This is a genomic window from Chryseobacterium sp. 2987 (genome assembly GCF_031456375.1).
Taxonomy (GTDB): domain Bacteria; phylum Bacteroidota; class Bacteroidia; order Flavobacteriales; family Weeksellaceae; genus Chryseobacterium; species Chryseobacterium vaccae.
The window spans coordinates 601888-621499 of record NZ_JAVDUN010000001.1 but is presented as its reverse complement, the minus strand read 5'-3'; the positions used below and the strand labels follow the sequence as shown (position 1 = coordinate 621499).

The following is a 19612-nucleotide window of genomic DNA, read 5'->3' as shown; positions in this document are numbered from 1 at the left end:
CACTTATTGCTATTTATCTAAAAATAGTCTTTTCCGTATTTCCGCCACCCCCGCTTTGGTTAATTTAATGGTGGAATATTTTCCATTCACATCTTTAATAAACTCAACAGTTCTGTTATCATCATCTGACCTGAAGAATTTATTATCTGATTCAGGGAATAGTTCAATGTCAAAGTCATTAAAATAGAGCTTTCCTTTGTTTTCAAGAATCTTAATATCTTCATAATTTCCCTCAAAGAGCTTATAAAGTGACGGGTTGCTTTTAACCTTCTGATGACGGTATGGAAGCTCAACCTCTTTACCAAAGCATATTGCCGATAAGCCGTATGCAAGCAGGTAAGCCGGGGACTGATTATTAGAAAGCACAATAACAAGCAAACCATCATCTGTAAAACGGTTGAAGGAAGTCATGGTTCCAAAAAAGCCTCCATCATGAGCGATTAAATGATGTCCATGATTATAGAAAGGATTGATGAGAAATCCATATCCAAAATTTTGTTCGTTATAGGAAGTAAACATTCTGTTTTTCATTTCTTTTGATAAAATAGCTGTCCCATAAAGCGCTCTGTCCCATAATGCCAAATCTTCAACGGTAGAATAAACACCATCATGTCCAATGTTAAATTCCCAATTAATATATGGATTATGGGCCAACCCATGTTCCGTGTGATGATAAACTTTCGCTTTTTTTAGAATTATCGAATCATTATTACTAGTTCCAGTATTCTTCATTCCTGCTTTTTCAAATATATTTTTTTTCAAAAAAACTGCATATTTTTCTCCTGATACTTTTTCAATAATCTTACCTAATAAATAGTAACCAATATTGCTATACTCACTTTTAGTTCCCGGCAAAAATTCATAGGGTATTTTTTTTATTTCCTTATAGGCAGAATCAGCTGATATGGTACTTAAAGCCAATTCTTTAAATCCTAAGGAAAGTCCGGAAGAATGTGATAATAACATATGAAGGGTAACATTTTCGGCATTAGGGAAATCCGGAAGAAATTTATTTAACTTATCATCAAGTGATAATTTTCCTTTTTCTGCTAATTGAAGAATTGCAGATGCTGTAAATTGCTTTGTTACAGATGCTAACTGAAATTTGGTATCTATTGTATTTTTAATATTCCATTCGTAATCTGCTAAGCCATAAGCCTTCCGCAGAAGCACAGAATCATTTCTGGTAATCAGAACGGTACCGCTAAATCCATTCACATCTGCCTGAGTCTGCATATATTTTGATAATTTTTCAGAGAGACTCATCTGACTCTCTGTTACATTACCTTTCTTCTCAATCGTTTTGGTTTGTGAAAAGCCTTTGATGGAGAGTAATCCGATTCCTAAAAAAAATAATACTTTTGAGTTTATCATACTTATTGGATTTTGAATCTAGAATTTTTAATCAGAGATATGTTTTATTTTTGAGTGGGCTTTGGTTATTATTCAATAAATCATTTGCAATCTGTACCATTCCGTTATTAAAGCCGCCCCCCCACATTGCTCTTCCAAAAATATAACTCGTTGTATATTCTTTCCAGGTGCTGCAATATTTTTTCAATTCTTTATGGGATTTTGCCAAATATTCTATGAGTTCTTTTTCAGAAATATAATTTAATTCGCAGCAGCAACGTGCTAAGAATACACTTCTTCCATAATTCCAGCCGCTATCTTTTGTCTTTTTTAACTGAGCAAAGTCTGTGACAATCTTCTGCTCAATCAATTCAGGAACAACATTTCCCAGTTTTCTGAACAGGACTAAATAGTATTCAAAAACGTCTTCTTCATCTGGTAAATTTGACTTTAAAATGTCAGTATAATTTTTTGAATTTTCAAATGCTTTATAGACGATATCAAGATTTTCATCCTGATTTCTGTCGTGCAGACTTTGGAGAATTTCCATGGCCTGATTTTGATCTGATATTCCCCAATAGGTTTCAACCAGCTTTGTAGTATCAGATTTATTCAACCCTGTTTCATAAGAGTTCAGGTATGCCGACTGTTGTTCGGCATACATTGAACCTATCAGCAAATGATCTAATAAATAGCCATTTACTCCATTTTTATCATTTAATCGGAGGCTTTTAAATGAATTCAAAAATTTTGAAAAGAGTCCCATGGTATATTAAGTCATTTTTAGGTTAGGGAATTTATCCTGTAAAATTTTCACAAATTTTTCGCCAACTACCTGATATTTTGCTCTTGTTTCTAATTGTTTTTTCAGATTGAGCATATCTTCCGGGTCAACCCTATAGTTAAGTCTATCGTGAATTTCAAGAGATAATGGGCTTCCGTCAATATCGAAAGTAATAATATGGGTCTTTGGTAAATATTCCTCTGAGGATTTTGCATAAACACCCAATTGCGATTTCAAGATACCTCCATATTGAAGCACAGCTTTTTCAATTCTAAAATGATCAAATACAATATGTTCATCCAATTCCCCCACTGTATTGGTGCTGAAAAAGTGCAAATCGTTTTCACTTAACGCCCAAAAACAATCTGTTTCAATTCGTTTGAGTTTTACACCTATTGCGGATAACGCTACATTTCTTATCCCGTCAGTTACAAGCTCCTGCACTTTATTGGTTGTTGACTGGGGAACAGATGCAGAAGTAAAAGCATCAATGGGTTTACCATTCATCCACTCTGTTAATTTTGAAAAATCCTGAGTTAAAAGTTCTTGTTTGTATTGGTTATATTTAGTTCTTTCAGAATCTAAATTAATTTCTGATTTTGCAGTTTTGTGTTTTTTATTCATGATAATCATGAAAGCTACTCCTGCAATTACTAATACGACTGGAATTAAAAATAATGGGTTCATTTTTTTTTGGTTTAAGTTTTTATGTTTAGATATGTGTTGTATTTATTTTTTTAGGCTTGTCTTTAGAAAAGATGCCATATAGGATTAGTCCGATAATCAATAGTCCGATGAATTTCCCTCCATATTTTGTGTAAAGTCCAAGCTGCAGAAGATTTTCTTTATTCAATTTATTTTCACTCAAAACCTGATCAAGCTGTTCATTGGTTAATTCGAAATATTCATCACTTTCTTTTTTTGCCAGAACCAATTTGGGTTCCTGCGTTATCCAAGCTGGAATTATCCAGGCAATATTATATTCCTGGTGCATTCTTGCTAAATCCAGATATTCTTTGGAGCCTTTACTTACAGCATATTTCTCCGTGTCAGGCAAATCTGCTACTATTTCTATTTTGTCAATCCTGCCAAAAGGAATTTTCTCCTTTGCTGATACAAAACTTGTTGTAAACATTAAAACAAAAGTTAATAAGAGCATTTTTTTTATCATTTTTTGGTATTTGATTTTGGTTCATTAATATTATCAGAGATTGCGGCCTTATCATCTTGTTGCGAGTACGCAAACAGAGCATGGAACAGGAAAATTCCGGTCAGCAATTTTTACATAGGAAGTTTTTATTTATTTTTTTGTAATCTGAACTTCTGTTTTCATAGAATCTCTTATTAAGAGGACAGAATTTACTTTTCCATTGCTGAAATCAAATTTTAATGTGTTCGGATAATCTACGATTTTAAAGGTTCCATTTTTGAGATACAGTAACTCATTCTCATTTTTTCCTTTAAAAAATCCCAAAAATAGAGATTCAACATAGAGACGGTTATTCTTTTCTACAATTTTCGTTTCCGCTCCCTGTCCATAAAGAAAATCATTATACGTTCCGATAAGCTGTTTTTTTAAACTCAAAGGAAGTTCCCGAATGTTTTCATTGGATACTTTCTTATTCCAGTCCATTAATGTCAGAAGCTTTATGCGGGCCTCATTGATCACCGGAATACGATTAGGCTTTTCACCATTTGCAAGAATTACAAAACCATTTCCGTCTTCCATCGTAGCTAAAATACTTCCCCCTACTCCTGTATTAGAGCCATTACACATCAACCAGTCATAGTTATTATAAGCAACAGACTTTTGCCATCCATAGCCCCAACCACCAACGGCATCTTTCAAAGCGGTTACTTCCGTTACTTTTTTGGCGACCTGATGAGAAACCACTTTGTTATTTTTATTGCGTAAAGCATTTTGTATCTCAATAGAAAGCTTAGCCAGATCTGTAGGAGTAGACCATACTCCGGATGCTCCGATTTGCGGTGTAATGGGCAGGCCTGTTTTTATAACTTTTCCATCTTTATCGTGAACAGAAGCTACATTTGTTGGAAATCCGTTCTCATTAGGCTGTATCATGGTGGTATTCTTCAACCCAAGAGGGGTAAAAAGATGTTGCTGTGCCAGTTCTGCAATAGATTTATTCAAAGTATCTTCTAATGCCATTTGGACAATTACATATCCGCCGCCGCTATATTCAAAACCGGTTCCCGGCGTGAACAGGAATTCAATCTCCTTATCATATCTTGGGATCTGCCCTAACAGACTTTGTTTTATAGTTGGAATGACATCTCCCTTGTAATAATCTGAAAATCCACCCTGGTTTGTACCTGAAGTATGATTAAAAAATTGTCTCCAGGTTGGGCTATTATTCTCTGTAAACTTACTTTTTGGCAAATGCCAGCGTTTTAAGTACTTATCTATTGGCTCATCCAGGTTTATTAATCCCTTTTCTTCAAGAATATGGCAAAGAAGTGCTGTTATTGGCTTTGTGATTGATGCTGTGGAAAAAGCAGTGTTTACATCTAATTTTTCTTTAGAATCCATTGATTTCACTCCTACCTGGCTGTAGTAAACAATCTTATAATTTTCAAAAATAACAAGACTAGCTCCCGGAAGCTTATACTTTTCTAACTGCTTATCAAGATGTAAACTATCTGTAAGAAAGGTATAATCTCTTTTTGAGGTTACTGCATTATTTCTTGTTTGACAACTCAACATCATGAGTGTAATAATGAATAAATAAAGGGGATTTTTCATGATGTGACCTTCTTTTATGTTAAAATTGTTATTCTTTAGCCAACTTTCACTACTCTATTTCAGGACTTTATCATAAATTTTATTCAACAGGTCTTGTCTCATTTTTGAGTTTCTCTGGTCAAGAAGTATGATAATTCCCCATTTTTTATTCCTGTTGTAGCAGATGATGGAAGACTGGCCCATAGAATCTCCTGATTTCGAATAAATAGTGTTTTTATCATCCGTCATCATGTTAAGCCCCAATCCCATGTCTCTTTTTTCATCTTTATACACGATTTTTTCCGTCATGACAGCAGCTTTTCCAACTGTTGTTTCATTATTTAAAACTGCTTTTAAATAGGTAATCATATCAGAGGTATTGGATTTTACCAATCCTGCAGATGCTGTAATATTCCATTTGAAAAATTCCTGAATTCCTCCATCAGGATTGTGGGCCGTAGTTATATTTTTTACATTAAAGTCTTTAGTTAATGTATTATTCATTTGTAAAGGCTTTATTATTTTAGCTCTGATAATTTCATCATAGCTCCTACCATACACTTTCTCTAGTATTTGCCCCATTAAAGTATATCCAATAGTAGAATAACGAAACTTACCATGGTCTTTTAGCTCACTGCAGTTATTGATTATTCCCGCTAATGTTTCTATGGTCACACTGCTTACGGGCTGTTGCGGGTTCAGTTCCATCAATTTTGGAAAGTCTATATCTGGTAAACCAGACTGATGTGATGCCAGATCCGAAATTTTAATTTTGTTTTTAAGATTCGGCTGTAATACATATTCTTTGGGAAGAAATCCGTCTATATAATCATCTAACTTTATTTTCTTCTCCAAAACTGCCTGTGCAATTAAGTTTGAAGTCAGGATTTTAGTAATTGATGCAATTTCGAATATGGAGTTTTTATCAATTTTTGTTTGACTTTCTGCATTCAGATTACCATAGGCTGTATAATATTCCTTATTGTTATTGATAAAACCAACACTAATTCCTACCTCAGGATTTTTTTTATAATTATCGCTTATGATGGAATCAATCTTTTGGGTAATGTTTTGTCCAAAAGAAAAGCTGCTTATAAATAACAGTACTGTTAAAAATTTTGATGAAGTTTTCATTGTATCGTTTTTTATGTTAAAAATTATTTCGATACAAAGATGTGGGAGAAAAAAAAATTATGCGACCGAATAAAAGTATTCAATCACATTTGTTCAGAGAAATAGGTGCGAATCTTTACAAGAAAGAGTACGAGTAATTACAAATCACTGACCTGTAGGTTCTTACGATAGCTGGTTGGCGTATTTCCCGTGTGTTTTTTAAAAGCAGTATTGAAAGAAGATTTTGAATTAAAACCCACTTCATACAGGATTTCAAGAATAGTTACCCGGCTTTTTGTCTCATCTTTCAGAATATTCATAGCACTTTCGATACGATAAGCATTTACAAAATCATAAAAATGCTGCCCTAGCTGATGATTGATTAAAAGGGATAAATCCCGGACAGGAATTTTAATTTCATCGGAAATATCCTGAATGGTAAGTGAAGAGTTGAGATAAGGCTTTCTTTCAACCATATATTTTTTCAAATTCGATATTTCTTCACTGTACTCTCTTTCATTTATTGTTGACTGTTCATGGATTTTTTCTTCTGAAACAAGCTCAGAAACAAGCTTTTGTTTTGAATCAACATTTCTAAAAAGACCCGGATTATTTAATGCTTTGAACAGATACCAACAAAAAATGAAGAGAGAAGATACTAAAAGTCCCATCTTGATCCATTCTGAAATGTGTGGATAATCAGAAAATTTAAAAATGTTTTTTAAAAGAGCTACCGTATATAAAATGGTCAGGACAATGGTAAACTGGAACAGCCAATTATAGGAACTGATGCTTTTCCCTGCATGGTTTTCAAGATATAGTTTCTTTGATTTCCTTAGTACTCGGAAAACAGAAATGATGTATGCAGTAATCTGAAGATGTATTAAAATATGAATGAACTGAAACTCTATCATATTTTGGCGATTCTGAATAAAACTCATTTTCGATGCTGCATCTACCGTATAAAAACGTGGCAGTAAAACCAAATTAACGATTAAAAATGGAAGCAGATGTAATAAATATTTCGGCTTTAACTTAAAATCTGAGTAACAGACTGATATGATATAGAGATAAAAAACGGGAATCTGCAGGAAAGCGAAGGAGCTCCTAAACATTCCCAGGTTGGATGGACCGTCAACCACCATGTAAAACAAAGGCTCACTAATATCTATGGCATTTAACAGTAGAAAAACAGCAAACAGAGAGTTGCTTATTTTGTACTTTGTTTTAAGTGTAATCAGGAAAAATGCCAGAAACAGTGTGATGAATAAAGAGATTATATTTACAATAATTAATAAATTCATTTTATCCATTCTTTACGCTTCTTTGTTTATGGTTATTTTATTTTTAACATTTTACCGGGATTCTGAAAGTTTTTTAACATCCAAAATCCAACCCGTGCAAATATAAAAATTAGATTGATATTGTATGAGTTTTTTTATTGTAGAAAAAAACAAAGAAAGTACATCAGAAAACATCACTTTGAGATGCTTTTTATACCAATTTCCGGATAAATTCGTCTAAATCATCCGCCTTTTCCAGTCCTAATTTTTGTTTAAGCCTGTATTTGCTCATCCGGATGCTTTTAGGTTCTACATTAAGCAGCACTGCCATTTCTTTGGTGCTTCGGTTCATAAAAATGTAGGCACAATACTTCAGATCCAGTGAGGTGAGCCTGTGGCCCGCTTTTTCCTGCAGACGATTATAAAAATCAGGATGGATTTCCCGCAGATCTGTTTTGAATTCTTCAAAATCCCGGTCAATATGGGAATGTTCTTTCAGAATTTTATTCAGGTTAAAATTATCAAGGCTTTTTCCGGGATTTTCCTCCAGCTGATTTTTCAGGTTCTGAAGGATCTTATTCTTTTGTTCTACCTGCAGGTTTCCGGCAAGGACTTCTTTTTGAAGGAGTTCCTTTTGAGCCAGTATCACCATTTGTTCGGTTTGCAGGCGGTCTGCTTCTTTCTCTTTCAAACGGGCAAGCAGTTCGGCTTTTTCTTTTTCAACAGCCATAATCAGGGCTTCATCCTGTTTTACCTGGGCCAGTAACCTGGCTTCTTCCCTTTCCTGTTCCAGAATTTTTCCGCGCTGCAAAGAATACTTCAGCCTGAAATGATAAGACCGAAACATGAACAGTAATCCAAGCAGCAAGGCTACAGCAATCCCGATGTAAAGATATTTCTGGGTTTTGTGCAGGGATTCTCTTTCTTTCAGATATTTTATTTCCTGCTCTTTTCCTTTAGCCTGATACTGTGCTTCCAGTTTCTTACCTGTACTATTCTGTTCACTATCGAATATTTTCCTGTAATCTTCCTGATATGCTTTTTGATATTCCAGAGCTTTGGCATAATTCTTTTTCCGCTCGGTAAGATCTGCCAGATCCCTGTAAATGGAAGAGCGTATATAATAATCAGGTGTAGTACTGCTTAACATTAAAGATAAAGCCTGGAGCAGATAGGTTTCTGCAAGTTCAAAATTACCGTTGCGCTTGGCATCTTCATTCATAATTCCAAAAGAAGCGGCCTGCATTCTCATATCTTTGCCTTTTGTAGCGTAACGCAGTGCAATATCGGCATAATGGCGTATAGAATCTGTTATCTGTGCCGATGCCGGAAAGTGACGGCTATAGGCATCTGCAATATTTACACTTGGAATGGAGATTAATTGTGTGTTCTTCATATAGGGCTCATTCGCAATGTATACCTCAACAGATTTTTTCTGGGCAGCCAGTGCAGAATCGAGCAATTTTCTGTTTTGTGTTTTTCTGAATCGGTCTGCCGCTGCTGAACCAACAGCCTGCCAGGACTCGCACAAATTATTGGGGTCGCCGCTTTTTTTGGCTGCTTCAAGGGATAATAAAGCGTATTTACCTTCATTGTCAACATCTTCCCAGGTACTGAATATCCCATAAAAGGCATAATAAATAGAAGCTTCCTCCTTCCAGTATCCTTTCCCTTTAATCAACTGCAGGGCTTTCAACTCTGCAGCAACAGCATCTTTCTGATTACCCTGATAATCCAAAGCTCTCCCTTTTCCGTACCATGCCCATGATTGGGCTTTTATATCTTTGGTTTGTCCGGCAAAAGCTATGCTGTTATCCGTATCCTTATTGGCAAGATCTATTTCCTGCATGCTTAAATACACTGCTGAACGGGCTTCGTAAGCATATACTTTATACTTTGTGTCTTTCTCTTTTCCTGCCAGAGCAATGGCCTGTTGTGCCAGTTTCAGGGCTTCAGGCTGATTGTAGTAACGTATCCTGTTTGCTAATTGAGACAATATCATCACTCTTTCTTTCCCGCTGACTGCTGGTGATCTCACCAGATTATACAGACTGTCAGTATAACGGTTCTGAGCAGTACCGGACATAGGAAGCAGACCTAAAAGCAGCAAAAAGAGATGAGTGATTCTATGTTTCATTACGGTTCTAAATTTAGCTAAATAGTATGGCATCACATCTATCAAAATTAAAGCGGGTATTCTTACTTATTTTCACAATATGCAGCTGTCATATACAGGATGTCTACACCACAAAAATAACCTATTTTATGAAGGCTAAAGGCCATGTAGACACATTGTAGACATATTTGATTTCGGTATGTAGATCATTTATAGCCAGACAGATAACCTCCTGATTAGTCACAGTGTATACCTTTGTTCCGGAAGTGAAAGAAGCCGTACCTCTCACATTAAAACGGTTATAAAAAGAATTCTTTCATCATAAAATCACTCAGCATATTTCATCAAATATATTTTATCAACATAAAAATTAATTAAAATGGACAACAAAACACTTTCTATCGTATCGTACATCAGCATCGTAGGCTGGCTAATCGCTTATTTTATGGGTAAAGATCACTCTGACAGTATTTTAAGGTATCATTTAAGACAGTCATTAGGACTGGCGATCATCAGTATTCTATTTTCTGTTGTACTGAATGTCCTTGCCATGCTCATTCCGGCGCTGGGCATTTTAGGAATACTGAGCTTGGGAATTGTCATTCTTTGGATCATTGGCATCATCAATGCAGCCAACAATGCTCAAAAGCCTCTTCCGGTTATCGGAAAAATGTTTGAAGATAAATTTTCTTTTATCGGCTAACAGTAGTATAGTGTTCTTAACCGTGGACTCATTGAATATCAGTCCGGATAAGAATTTCTGACTCAGGTGGTATGGAAGCAGGAAGATGGAGATCATGAAGCTTATAAGGTATAACCGCAGCTCTGTTTTAATCCAGTTAATGGCTGTAAAATAACTTTCAGTTTTCCCCTTCCAGCTTCCAACCTTTTAATCTTAGCCGCCTTCCTCATTCACATTACTTCAAATATTAAAAACTTTTACTATGATTATTTTTGGACTTAGAAGCGGAACTCTTAAATCCGATGAAGGATCTTTGGTCAATTGTGCTCACTGCCATTCCAGCCAGACGGTATACCTCTACTTTTATGTAAGATATTTCCACATCTTCTGGATACCGTTTATCCCTTTACACAAGACCGGTGTAAGCCAATGCAGCCATTGTAAGCAGGTCCTTGGCAAAGCAGAAATGCCTCCGAATCTGTCAGCTGGTTATACAGCAGCCCGAAAAAAAGCTAAAATTCCTTTAAGGTATTACAGCTGGCTGATTATAGTCTTTCTGTTCATTATATTCGTTATATTTAGTGTTCTTTTTGAGAATAAAGACACCAAAGCCTGGTTACAACAGCCCAAACCCGGTGATATTTATGAAATGAAAGAAGACGGCCTATATACGCTCTATCGTGTAAAAGCGATTAAAGGGGACAGTATATTTGTGAACCCTCATGAGTTCACCGCAGATAAACTGTCCGAACTGAGAAAACTTAAAAGCCATCACCAGAGCAGTTATTCCGATACTACCATCGGGTTTACCCAGCATGAACTTGAAGCGCTTTATACCTCAAAAGTACTTAAAAGAATCAATAGAAAATAGAAATGAAGCTGCTGTGGTTCATATTAATTCTTCTGTCAATAATGACATCTAATTCTGTATGTGCCCAGCAAAAGCAGAAAAATAAAGCTTATCTCCGGCTGGAAAACAGTCTGCGAAAATATTTCAACAGCAAGATATCCATGTCACAATTAACAAAACAGGAATTTATTGTGGGTGATTTTAACGGAGACCGGCAGCCAGACACCCTGACCGTATCATTTGTAAGCAGTATTGATAATACTCCTATTATCATAGACACGGTTTCAGATTATGATCAACTCATTCAGAAAACCGTCGCTAAAAAGCCCATATTACAGCTTATTTCCAACAACTTACGGACGTTAAACCTGAATGAAGATAATTTATATATCCTTGGTCTGGATGTACTTCAAAACATAGGAAACATTAATGCCATTCGGGGAGATGACATAGCCGTCATCCTCAGAGCTGCCGATTGGTCCGGTATAAATACATATACCATATACAGTTACAGACGGTCACGATGGATAAAAATAAAAGAAACAGAGGTAAGAGAAGAAGAAATACCCGATATTCGTACAGGAAAATCAAAACCATGGAAGAGATAGAAAAACAACTGAACCAATTGTCCGTATCTAACAAAAAGTATTATGAATTTGAGTTCTCAAAATTAAACGAAACTGAAAAACAACGCCTGGAAGAACTCGTTCAACGGATGGTAAAATCCGGAGCCAAAAAGCCTCTTGACTGGGCGTGGAGTGAATTCCGGGAAGGTATTCCCCAATGGGCGAGGTTTATGATCCTGAAAGAGATGTATCTGTCTGCTTATGATGTGGCGGGCAATATAGATGCTGCTGAGGAATTCAATCCGGAAATGAATCAGAATTATGATGAAATGAGCTCTGCAATCGGCACAGAGAAGCTAAATCAGTTTCTAACCAGCTATGCAAAGGGAATGTTGTACAATATGTTAGGTATTTTTGATGAAGGGAATTTTGATTACGAAAGCAATGACAGCTGGATCCTGATGACCCAAAACAGGGAAACGGATGAATTGGGAGAACCCGTAAGCGGATTGCATGAGGACTTTTTAGAGTTTGAAGAACAGATAGAAATCCCTCCTCAAGTATAACCTGATCCCTTTGTAATTTATTCCTAACCTTAAGTATCAGAAAGCTTAAAAATAAAAACCATGCAAAAAATAATCATACAAAATCAGGAAGCCCAGCTTATACCAATAACCTCCCTTTTAGAGAACTTACCTGACGACAGTTCCTTCAAACAGTATTTCCCAAAGGATGACCATAAAAGTCTTGCACTTTGTTTTGATGGAGATACTGAATTTGACTGCATTGATCTTGATAATCCATTTGACCGACTGGATGCGGACTGGTCTGAACGGTACAGCCGGGCGCTCGATGAAAAAAACACAGCAGAAATTGAACGTCTGGGCAATCTGTATGACGAGCAGATCATACGTCTGATTGTTGTTCAGGGAAATTTATCCGTTACCCGGTTTATCTTTAATGATGAAACGGATGGAGCCTGCAGTCTTATTGTACTGGGCAACCTCCATTGTCCTGACATTATTGTGGGCGGACAGGAAATTTATGTACAGCAGGACCTTGTGGTGAACGAAATATTCTGGGGCGACTATAACCACGGGGAGCTTACTGTAAAAGGAAATATGACCGCAGCTATGCTTATACAAACGGATTATAATGTAAAAGTACACGGCTTTAAGCGCATCGATACCCATTTGGATGAGTATGAGTTTGATTCCAGCGGCGTTATTTTATCTGACCTTATTGATGATGAGGCCTTAAGCCAATCTACAGAATGCCTGAACAGTCAGCTTTCCAGATACGGAATGCATCAGCTTCTGCTTAAAGAACTTCCTCTGCTTAAAGAACAGAAAAAAACATCTTTATTTGCTAATTACGATCTGAGTTTAGAGAACCTCAGGCAATTGAGTCATTTTAACATTATAGGTTCCACTGATTTTGAATACCGGGTAGAAGATGTTCTTGTTACAGTTACCCGTGCCCACACCGATGAACAGGGAAAATCGTGGAAAGATTCTCTCCGGCTGGAACAGGACGACCATGAAATCTTCATCTGTGCAGAACAGATTGAAACAGAAGAAAAAGAAACTTTCCTCAAAAAACTTTTTGTCACTCCCAAAACAAACTTCCGCGAGCAGCTGGCAGTGATCTGGAAAGCCCCGGATGAGCAATGGTACTATGTGGATGAGGATACACCGGCTGCAGAAAAAAACCTGCTGAAGTTCTTCTGGCCGAATGCATTAATGGCTGCCGAACGTATGGAGCAATTAACACCTGAAGAAATCAACCTCTGCAAGAAGGAAACAGAAGCTGAAATCACTGTTGCTACAATTGAATATTACCTCAACCTTCCTATTGTACTGAAGTACTATAATGATTATGATGACAGCGAAAGAAACGGCTATTGGAGTGACAGTGTTTATTTTGCCTTCCGCCAGAATAATCAGGAATATACTGACAGGATTCAGCTGACACAAAGCAGACCTTCTCAGGACTTACAGTATTTCCCGTCTTTAGCCACAGAAGATGATGACTCAAAAGGGTATCAATATGATATACAGGATGATCTGAAAGGAAATAAAAATGTACAGATCCGCTATCTCCCTCATGACGGAAAAGGGTCTTATCCGCTCGCCCCGCTTGATGTGGACCATTACCGAAAAGCTCTGGGATTATGGAGATATTTTATAAAACACTTTCCGGCTCACAACGCCCGGTTTGAGGCTGGTAACTGGGATGAGAGCGATCCCAATCCATTCATTGATGATGATGATGATCTGTCCTAACAAGAAAACTATATTATGATCACAGAAGAAAATATTACTTTATATCCTGAACCTTCAGAGGTTTTTACAGATCCGTCTCTGGCAGTGTATTTTAAGCCTCTGTTGACCACTTCTGTCCATCTCATCGGAAAATCTTATAAAATACATCTTTGTTTCCCTTTTCGGAAGCCTGGTTCTCGCTGTGGCAGATCCTGAGCGTGATATTATTTATATGACAGAATACGGTTCCTGATAATATATAAACATATGATCGGGAATTTAAATATTAAAACAATTAAGTTTATGAAATCTATCCTTTTACTGGCTTTTGTATGGGCAGGTACACTTACTTTTTCCGGGCAAAAGCTGAAATCTCCCGAGACAAGTTTTATGATTCAGGATAGTGTAATGATTCCTACCCGGAGCGGTATTCCTATCTCTGCTATTATTGTACGGAAAAAAGGTAACGACCACCCGGTTCCTGCTGTTTTGTTTTATACTACCTATTATCAGGGACCCGGTGATGTCATTCTGGGTAAAAGGTCTGCCGACAGGGATTATGTAGGTATTGTTGCCTATGCCAGAGGGATAAGAACAGATCTGAAAAACTATAGCCCGTACGAACATGAAGGAACGGATATTTACGATATTATCGAATGGATCAATCAACAGAAATGGTGCAACGGAAAAGTAGGCATGATGGGAGGAAGCTATACCGGTTTTTCCCAATGGGCAACGGCGAAGAAAATTCATCCGGCCCTGAAGACCATTGTTCCACAGGTTGCTGTAATGCCCGGTTTTGATATGCCTTATGAAAATAATGTGCCCATCAGCAACATATTGAGCTGGTCCAACGACAATATTTATAAGTATCCACCCTTGAAAAGAAGCCTTCCTTTTGAATGGTTTGATAACGGATCTTCATTCCGAAGCATGGACAGCCTTTCCGGCCGGCAAAACCCGATATTCAGAAAATGGATTGATCATCCGGCCTATGACCGGTATTGGCAATCCTTGGTTCCTTCTCCTGAAGAATATGACAGGATTAATATTCCTGTTCTGAGTACAACAGGATATTATGACGGTTCTCAGCTTTCAGCACTGGAATACTTCAAATTGCATACCCGGTATAATAAAAATGCTGATCATTATTTTGTCATCGGGCCTTATGACCATATCGGCGGGCAGAGAAGTGCAAAGCCTGACCTGATGGGCTATACTATTGATCCGGCAGCCCATATCAATATGGGTGAGCTTGCTTATGAGTGGCTAGATTTTATTTTAAAAGGAGCACCTAAGCCGGCTCTTCTTAAAGATAAAGTCAATTATCAGGTTATGGGAACCAATACCTGGAAGCACAGTCCTGACTTGGATAAAATCAATAATGATACCCTTACCCTGTATTTAACAGAAACAAAGGCTGGCCAGGGTTATCTGCTTGGAAAAAAACGTCCGAACCGCACTGCTTTTATTCCGCAGACCGTGGATTTTAAAGACCGGGAAAATCAGAATAATTATTTCACTCCTACCCTGATATTTGATACGCTGGATACCAGCAACGGTGTTCTGTATACAACAGATCCCTTCGATTCTGATTTTGAAATGAGCGGTTCTTTTACAGGAAATCTGTTTGCTTCAATTAACAAAAAAGATCTTGATGTATCTCTGGCTTTATACCAGATCCTTCCTAACGGCCAGTATTTTCTGTTAACCCGCTATGTAGGCAGAGCATCTTATGCCAAGGACAACACTAAGCGGCAGCTGCTGAAACCCGGAAAAAAAGAAAGCATTCCGTTTCATACAACCAGATTTGTCAGTAAGAAAATCGCTAAAGGAAGCCGTTTTGCAATTCTTTTGAATACAAATAAACATCCTTTTGAAGAAATTAATTACGGATCTGGAAAAGAAGTCCATGATGAAACGATACAAGATGCCAAAGAGCCGTTACAGATCAAATGGCATAATGACAGTTTTATCAAAATTCCGGTCTGGAAGTAATTTTACCCTATCGTAATCACCGCTTCCTTACCATTACATGGGTTGGTAATGAAGAGCTCATTTCCCTTGCCCGGTCTGATGTGCAGTGTGACCATCGTACGGTAAGGTACGCCATCTTCACGGGTAAAATGGCCTTCAAAAATCACCGCAATGGTTCCGAACTGGGTGGAACGACTATCTACTACTCCAGCGGTTATGAATTCACGAATTTCCTGACTGCCGTCAGTGACTTCTTTGGGTAATATGAGCAGTTGACCTTTATAATAGACTTCAAAGTGCTGATAGGTTCCCATAGAAAAGTGCTTCTTTTTTACCAAATAGACTTTCCAGTGATAGACTCTGTTTTCCGCAATCAGGTTCTTCTGAGTTCCGTAACAGGAGCTCAGTATAAATATACAGACTAGTGCAGCTGCCAAACCTATGATTATTTTTAAAGTCATTTTAAAATTGGTTTGTTTTACAAAGAGAACATGGTTATTATTTTCAGAAGTTTTTCTCAGAGTGGTTAATTTTCAGCTTTTAACCATTTAAGAACTATGAAAACAATATGTTTATGCAAAGGTGTGATTTCTTTGAATTCAGGCCAAACAGATGGTATCTACATTGTGTCTACATTCATTCAGCGGATGACCAATCTTTCTATATTTATTGCAATCTCTCTCTGTAATCAGCTTGTCTGAAGGGATTTCATTATTTGCTGTTATCCCGTTTGAAATCAATATGATTATTCTGCTAAACAATTTTATTAAATTACTTTTTACAGACAATCATAATAAAAAAGTCTGTTTTACAGTAAAACAGACCTGAAAAATTCATGTTTATTAAAAATATTTCGTTTTTATCTTTGCAGCGCCATATCCAGTTCTTTTCTGAAAATTTCCGGCTGATCTACCCAAATATTATGTCCGGCCGATTTGATCAGTCTGAAATTAATTTTTTTATGGTTCTTTATCTGCTCCTGATATACTTCTCCATTAAAATCAAGGAAGTCATGATCACCGAAAATAATGGTAGTTTTAGCATTATCATTGAGAGAATTTCTGTAATCGTATTTCCAGTTTACGGTTTCTGACATTACAGACGCCTCTTCTTTATAATAATGGAAACCGCCGCGCATAAGCTTATATCGGTCTATTCTGTATATATTGGATGCAGCAAAGGCCATCCTGTTAAAATCTGTTCTTTCCCTGTCGCTGGTGAATTTGCCCTTCAATTCCTTATATCTTTTATAGATTGGCAAAGCTTTAACCTCAGGTCTTGAGCTCAGAAATTTTACCTGTTCATTCTGTCGTTTTGAAAAAACACTCATCATGCTGTCTGACTTTGCAAGGATAGCTCCTGCCAGGATCAGATTTGAAACTTTCTCCGGATGCTGCTGTAGATATTCCATTGCAACCAGCGTCCCCATGGAATGAGCCATAATCTTAACTTTTTTATTTCCAAGCTGCTTGATCAGTAAATCTAAGTCATTCACATTTTTCTGAAAGGTAAGCTTCTCTTTGGATCCGGGAGAAAGCAGGGAACCTCTTTGGTCATAGAGTACAAAATGATATTTCTTTTCCAGCCCCTCAATGGCATCCAGCATATAATCATGGTTGGCCCCAAAACCACCATGAATTACCACCACAGTATCTTTTCCTGTTCCTAATTCTCTTACGTAAATATCCTGGTTATAAGCATCAAGGCTGTCCGGAGTTCTCAGATACCATTCAGAATAATTTTTACTCTGGCCAAAAGCCTGATTGCATAAAGCGATAACGCAAAAGACTACCAACCTCATCAGCGGGGTCGTTGCTTGTTTCATATAGTTGTACTAAAAATTGTTTTCAACTGATCAATAGATGGAAATACATCCCTACATCTCCATATTTAGTGCACAAATATATTTAAAATTGGCACAAATTAGCTCATCAAACTTTATCACAATCGTGAAAGAGAGAGAGATCATTACCCTGAAAGCACTCAGATTATTACTGTTATTTAATCTGATTCGAGTTAAGGAGTTTAAATATAAAAGGTTGGAAGATGGAAGAAGGAGGCTGGAAGTTACTTTTAGTTATACGTATTGAAAGCTACCAGAAAATTAAATAAATACAGATCAATATTAGTTCTTAATCACTTTCATAGCTTCCCTCTTCCATCATCAAGCTTCAAACCTGCATCTATCAGATATTCTTATCCCGAACTCTGAGGTTATTTATTTTAATTGAATGAACTGGGTTATATCTACCTAAAGATTTCCGTATACCACGATATAATCAGCATATTGCAGTTTATCATTCAGCCAGTTTACCAGGTCATTTTTAAACTTTTTCACGGCAGGATCTTCCGTTTCCGAATGCCTGATTCTTTCAAGAATCTTCCTGCAGTCTGCATTGTCAAAGTAGTTATGTCCGCAGACATCAAAACCGTCGTCATCATAATTAATATCAGGATAGTGTACGGGAAAAACCGATCTGAACTCATTGATGATATGATCGAAATCTGCTGTGGGAATAAAAGCGTCATTCCGCTTCTCTGTTTTATAATATTTCCAATCTGCTGACATTGGCCACAGAATAAATCCTATTTCATTTCGCGGGGACGGATTTTCTCTTGTTGTAATCATTATCGGAAGTGCATTGATCTTTTCAATGGCTTTTGCGATATCATACCTGCATTCATTGTAGTATTTTTCTGCTATTTCTTCATCACAGGCAGCAGCTATGGAGATCTCCCTGATATTATCAAGATGAAATTCTTTCTCACTGGCCTTTACATCACCGTCATTCTTTTTTAAAAGCTGAATGGCCCTATTCAATGGAATTGAGATGCTGCTTCTGAGGTTATTGAGTTTTTCGGTATCCATGGGATTGCTCCGTTCTTTTTCAGGGATTAAAAATGTTTTCGCTAATGTACAAAAAACACCGGCAAATAGAATTTACCGGTGTATCAGATGTGTTTATTAAGGTCTCATATTAAAAATTATAAACAAAAAAATCATGTTTATCACAGAAATACTTTTCGCCATTTGGTCATTGAATTTCTGCTTAGTCCAAAATGTTTGGCTACCTGCGAATTGTTCATTTTATGAGCTTTCTGGTAATCCAGTATCCGCAAAATATCAGATTTGCTATAAGAACGGTGTTTCTGGTTCTGGTTCCCTATTTCAGTGTTTCGTGTTCCGAAAATTCTTTTATTAAGTTCTAAAATATCAATTACCGACAGTTCTTTTTTTCCTAACAGTCTTTCACATTCCTGTTTCTTATGAGGAAAATTCCGGGTAATGATATCGGAATAGATCCGCTGATAATTAGGCTGGCTGTATTTTTCCATCTTTAGTGTACGTTTTGTTAAGTTCAAAAATCTTCAATGAATGTTTTTATACTATAATCATTTTTTCATCTGATTTCTATGAGACTCCATATTTATTGATCCATTTATTTAAAGTACTGTTAGGTATTCCATATTCATCAACAATTTCCCGTCTGGTTTTCTCTCCTGTCTTTATTAGCTCCAGTATAAAACCTATAATCTCCTGAGTGTAGATGTTTTTTCTGAATTTTGGCAGTTTTGATACCTCTGTATCGTTGGCCAGTGCTGAAGGCGGAGCATAGAGTATTAAATGTTGAGAATACAATCTGAAAAAATCATACTCAAGCAGTTTACTCCATCTCATCAGAATATCTGTGGGTAGGTTCTCCTGCAAATACATTTCTCTAACTTCTTTTTCTGTGCAGTTCATAAAGCTGCAGATACGGGATACATCAGTTCTGTTTTCTGTAACCCTCAAGTAAATCAGTTCTCCAATATGAATATTTCTAAAGTTTGAAATCATATTATTAAGTTATTTAAGAAACAGCCTTGCCAAGAAATCTCAA

19 protein-coding genes are annotated in these 19612 nt (G+C 36.8%); 6 read left to right on the top strand and 13 right to left on the bottom strand.

Going from position 1 to position 19612, the window contains the following annotated elements; translation table 11 throughout:
* Positions 1–9 precede the first annotated feature (9 nt).
* The 8 genes from J2Y40_RS02755 to J2Y40_RS02720 form a co-directional block, all read right to left on the bottom strand.
* Positions 10–1374 carry a serine hydrolase domain-containing protein gene (locus tag J2Y40_RS02755; RefSeq protein WP_309996692.1) on the bottom strand — a complete coding sequence of 455 codons (1365 nt, stop codon included), beginning with the start codon at positions 1372–1374 and terminating at the stop codon, positions 10–12.
* 31 nt (positions 1375–1405) lie between these two features.
* Positions 1406–2119 carry a DUF1266 domain-containing protein gene (locus J2Y40_RS02750; protein WP_309996684.1) on the bottom strand — a complete coding sequence of 238 codons (714 nt, stop codon included), beginning with the start codon at positions 2117–2119 and terminating at the stop codon, positions 1406–1408.
* A 6-nt stretch (positions 2120–2125) separates the two neighbouring features.
* Positions 2126–2824 (bottom strand): hypothetical protein, encoded by a 699-nt coding sequence (locus J2Y40_RS02745; protein WP_309996677.1) that lies wholly within the window; start codon positions 2822–2824, stop codon positions 2126–2128.
* Between the two features lie 25 nt (positions 2825–2849).
* Positions 2850–3308 (bottom strand): hypothetical protein, encoded by a 459-nt coding sequence (locus J2Y40_RS02740; protein ID WP_309996673.1) that lies wholly within the window; start codon positions 3306–3308, stop codon positions 2850–2852.
* 129 nt (positions 3309–3437) lie between these two features.
* The gene (locus J2Y40_RS02735; RefSeq protein ID WP_309996670.1) at positions 3438–4901 is read right to left on the bottom strand and encodes a serine hydrolase domain-containing protein; all 1464 of its coding nucleotides are present in this window, start codon (positions 4899–4901) and stop codon (positions 3438–3440) included.
* Between the two features lie 54 nt (positions 4902–4955).
* Positions 4956–6014 carry a serine hydrolase gene (locus tag J2Y40_RS02730; protein WP_153393883.1) on the bottom strand — a complete coding sequence of 353 codons (1059 nt, stop codon included), beginning with the start codon at positions 6012–6014 and terminating at the stop codon, positions 4956–4958.
* 137 nt (positions 6015–6151) lie between these two features.
* Positions 6152–7297: a helix-turn-helix domain-containing protein gene (locus J2Y40_RS02725; RefSeq protein ID WP_309996666.1), complete on the bottom strand. Its 1146-nt coding sequence runs from the start codon at positions 7295–7297 to the stop codon at positions 6152–6154.
* 190 nt (positions 7298–7487) lie between these two features.
* Positions 7488–9413, bottom strand: a complete 1926-nt coding sequence (locus J2Y40_RS02720; protein WP_309996663.1) for a hypothetical protein — start codon at positions 9411–9413, stop codon at positions 7488–7490.
* 358 nt (positions 9414–9771) lie between these two features.
* Between J2Y40_RS02720 and J2Y40_RS02715 the strand changes: the two genes are divergently transcribed.
* The 6 genes from J2Y40_RS02715 (at position 9772) to J2Y40_RS02690 (ending at position 15752) form a co-directional block, all read left to right on the top strand.
* Positions 9772–10095, top strand: a complete 324-nt coding sequence (locus tag J2Y40_RS02715; protein WP_309996660.1) for a DUF4870 domain-containing protein — start codon at positions 9772–9774, stop codon at positions 10093–10095.
* Positions 10096–10336: 241 nt separating this feature from the next.
* Positions 10337–10945, top strand: coding sequence for a hypothetical protein (locus J2Y40_RS02710; protein ID WP_309996657.1), 609 nt, complete (start codon positions 10337–10339; stop codon positions 10943–10945).
* Positions 10946–10986: 41 nt separating this feature from the next.
* A complete protein-coding gene (locus tag J2Y40_RS02705; RefSeq protein ID WP_153393893.1) occupies positions 10987–11532 on the top strand; it encodes a hypothetical protein in 546 nt (181 codons plus the stop codon).
* On the top strand, positions 11520–12056 hold the full coding sequence (locus tag J2Y40_RS02700) for a hypothetical protein (protein ID WP_309996653.1): 537 nt from the start codon (positions 11520–11522) through the stop codon (positions 12054–12056). Before J2Y40_RS02705 ends, J2Y40_RS02700 begins: the two co-directional genes overlap by 13 nt.
* A gap of 60 nt (positions 12057–12116) precedes the next feature.
* Entirely contained in the window at positions 12117–13775 is a 1659-nt protein-coding gene (locus tag J2Y40_RS02695) for a hypothetical protein (protein ID WP_309996650.1), read from the top strand.
* Positions 13776–14057: 282 nt separating this feature from the next.
* Positions 14058–15752: a CocE/NonD family hydrolase gene (locus J2Y40_RS02690; protein ID WP_153393899.1), complete on the top strand. Its 1695-nt coding sequence runs from the start codon at positions 14058–14060 to the stop codon at positions 15750–15752.
* A gap of 2 nt (positions 15753–15754) precedes the next feature.
* Here J2Y40_RS02690 and J2Y40_RS02685 read toward each other — a convergent pair whose 3' ends face one another.
* From J2Y40_RS02685 to J2Y40_RS02665, 5 genes are all read right to left on the bottom strand, one after another.
* Positions 15755–16192, bottom strand: coding sequence for a hypothetical protein (locus J2Y40_RS02685; RefSeq protein ID WP_309996645.1), 438 nt, complete (start codon positions 16190–16192; stop codon positions 15755–15757).
* Between the two features lie 398 nt (positions 16193–16590).
* Entirely contained in the window at positions 16591–17556 is a 966-nt protein-coding gene (locus J2Y40_RS02680; RefSeq protein WP_309996643.1) for an alpha/beta hydrolase, read from the bottom strand.
* A 426-nt stretch (positions 17557–17982) separates the two neighbouring features.
* The gene (locus J2Y40_RS02675; RefSeq protein WP_309996640.1) at positions 17983–18600 is read right to left on the bottom strand and encodes a hypothetical protein; all 618 of its coding nucleotides are present in this window, start codon (positions 18598–18600) and stop codon (positions 17983–17985) included.
* Between the two features lie 140 nt (positions 18601–18740).
* The gene (locus tag J2Y40_RS02670) at positions 18741–19067 is read right to left on the bottom strand and encodes a helix-turn-helix domain-containing protein (RefSeq protein ID WP_153393907.1); all 327 of its coding nucleotides are present in this window, start codon (positions 19065–19067) and stop codon (positions 18741–18743) included.
* Between the two features lie 76 nt (positions 19068–19143).
* On the bottom strand, positions 19144–19569 hold the full coding sequence (locus J2Y40_RS02665; protein ID WP_153393909.1) for a transposase: 426 nt from the start codon (positions 19567–19569) through the stop codon (positions 19144–19146).
* Between the last annotated feature and the right edge of the window lie 43 nt (positions 19570–19612).

Bases quoted from the DNA above. Each gene is read 5' to 3' on its own strand.
- J2Y40_RS02755 (WP_309996692.1), bottom strand. From the start codon at position 1,374: ATGATAAACTCAAAAGTATTATTTTTTTTAGGAATCGGATTACTCTCC.
- J2Y40_RS02750 (WP_309996684.1), bottom strand. From the start codon at position 2,119: ATGGGACTCTTTTCAAAATTTTTGAATTCATTTAAAAGCCTCCGATTA.
- J2Y40_RS02745 (WP_309996677.1), bottom strand. From the start codon at position 2,824: ATGAACCCATTATTTTTAATTCCAGTCGTATTAGTAATTGCAGGAGTA.
- J2Y40_RS02740 (WP_309996673.1), bottom strand. From the start codon at position 3,308: ATGATAAAAAAAATGCTCTTATTAACTTTTGTTTTAATGTTTACAACA.
- J2Y40_RS02735 (WP_309996670.1), bottom strand. From the start codon at position 4,901: ATGAAAAATCCCCTTTATTTATTCATTATTACACTCATGATGTTGAGT.
- J2Y40_RS02730 (WP_153393883.1), bottom strand. From the start codon at position 6,014: ATGAAAACTTCATCAAAATTTTTAACAGTACTGTTATTTATAAGCAGC.
- J2Y40_RS02725 (WP_309996666.1), bottom strand. From the start codon at position 7,297: ATGAATTTATTAATTATTGTAAATATAATCTCTTTATTCATCACACTG.
- J2Y40_RS02720 (WP_309996663.1), bottom strand. From the start codon at position 9,413: ATGAAACATAGAATCACTCATCTCTTTTTGCTGCTTTTAGGTCTGCTT.
- J2Y40_RS02715 (WP_309996660.1), top strand. From the start codon at position 9,772: ATGGACAACAAAACACTTTCTATCGTATCGTACATCAGCATCGTAGGC.
- J2Y40_RS02710 (WP_309996657.1), top strand. From the start codon at position 10,337: ATGATTATTTTTGGACTTAGAAGCGGAACTCTTAAATCCGATGAAGGA.
- J2Y40_RS02705 (WP_153393893.1), top strand. From the start codon at position 10,987: ATGACATCTAATTCTGTATGTGCCCAGCAAAAGCAGAAAAATAAAGCT.
- J2Y40_RS02700 (WP_309996653.1), top strand. From the start codon at position 11,520: ATGGAAGAGATAGAAAAACAACTGAACCAATTGTCCGTATCTAACAAA.
- J2Y40_RS02695 (WP_309996650.1), top strand. From the start codon at position 12,117: ATGCAAAAAATAATCATACAAAATCAGGAAGCCCAGCTTATACCAATA.
- J2Y40_RS02690 (WP_153393899.1), top strand. From the start codon at position 14,058: ATGAAATCTATCCTTTTACTGGCTTTTGTATGGGCAGGTACACTTACT.
- J2Y40_RS02685 (WP_309996645.1), bottom strand. From the start codon at position 16,192: ATGACTTTAAAAATAATCATAGGTTTGGCAGCTGCACTAGTCTGTATA.
- J2Y40_RS02680 (WP_309996643.1), bottom strand. From the start codon at position 17,556: ATGAAACAAGCAACGACCCCGCTGATGAGGTTGGTAGTCTTTTGCGTT.
- J2Y40_RS02675 (WP_309996640.1), bottom strand. From the start codon at position 18,600: ATGGATACCGAAAAACTCAATAACCTCAGAAGCAGCATCTCAATTCCA.
- J2Y40_RS02670 (WP_153393907.1), bottom strand. From the start codon at position 19,067: ATGGAAAAATACAGCCAGCCTAATTATCAGCGGATCTATTCCGATATC.
- J2Y40_RS02665 (WP_153393909.1), bottom strand. From the start codon at position 19,569: ATGATTTCAAACTTTAGAAATATTCATATTGGAGAACTGATTTACTTG.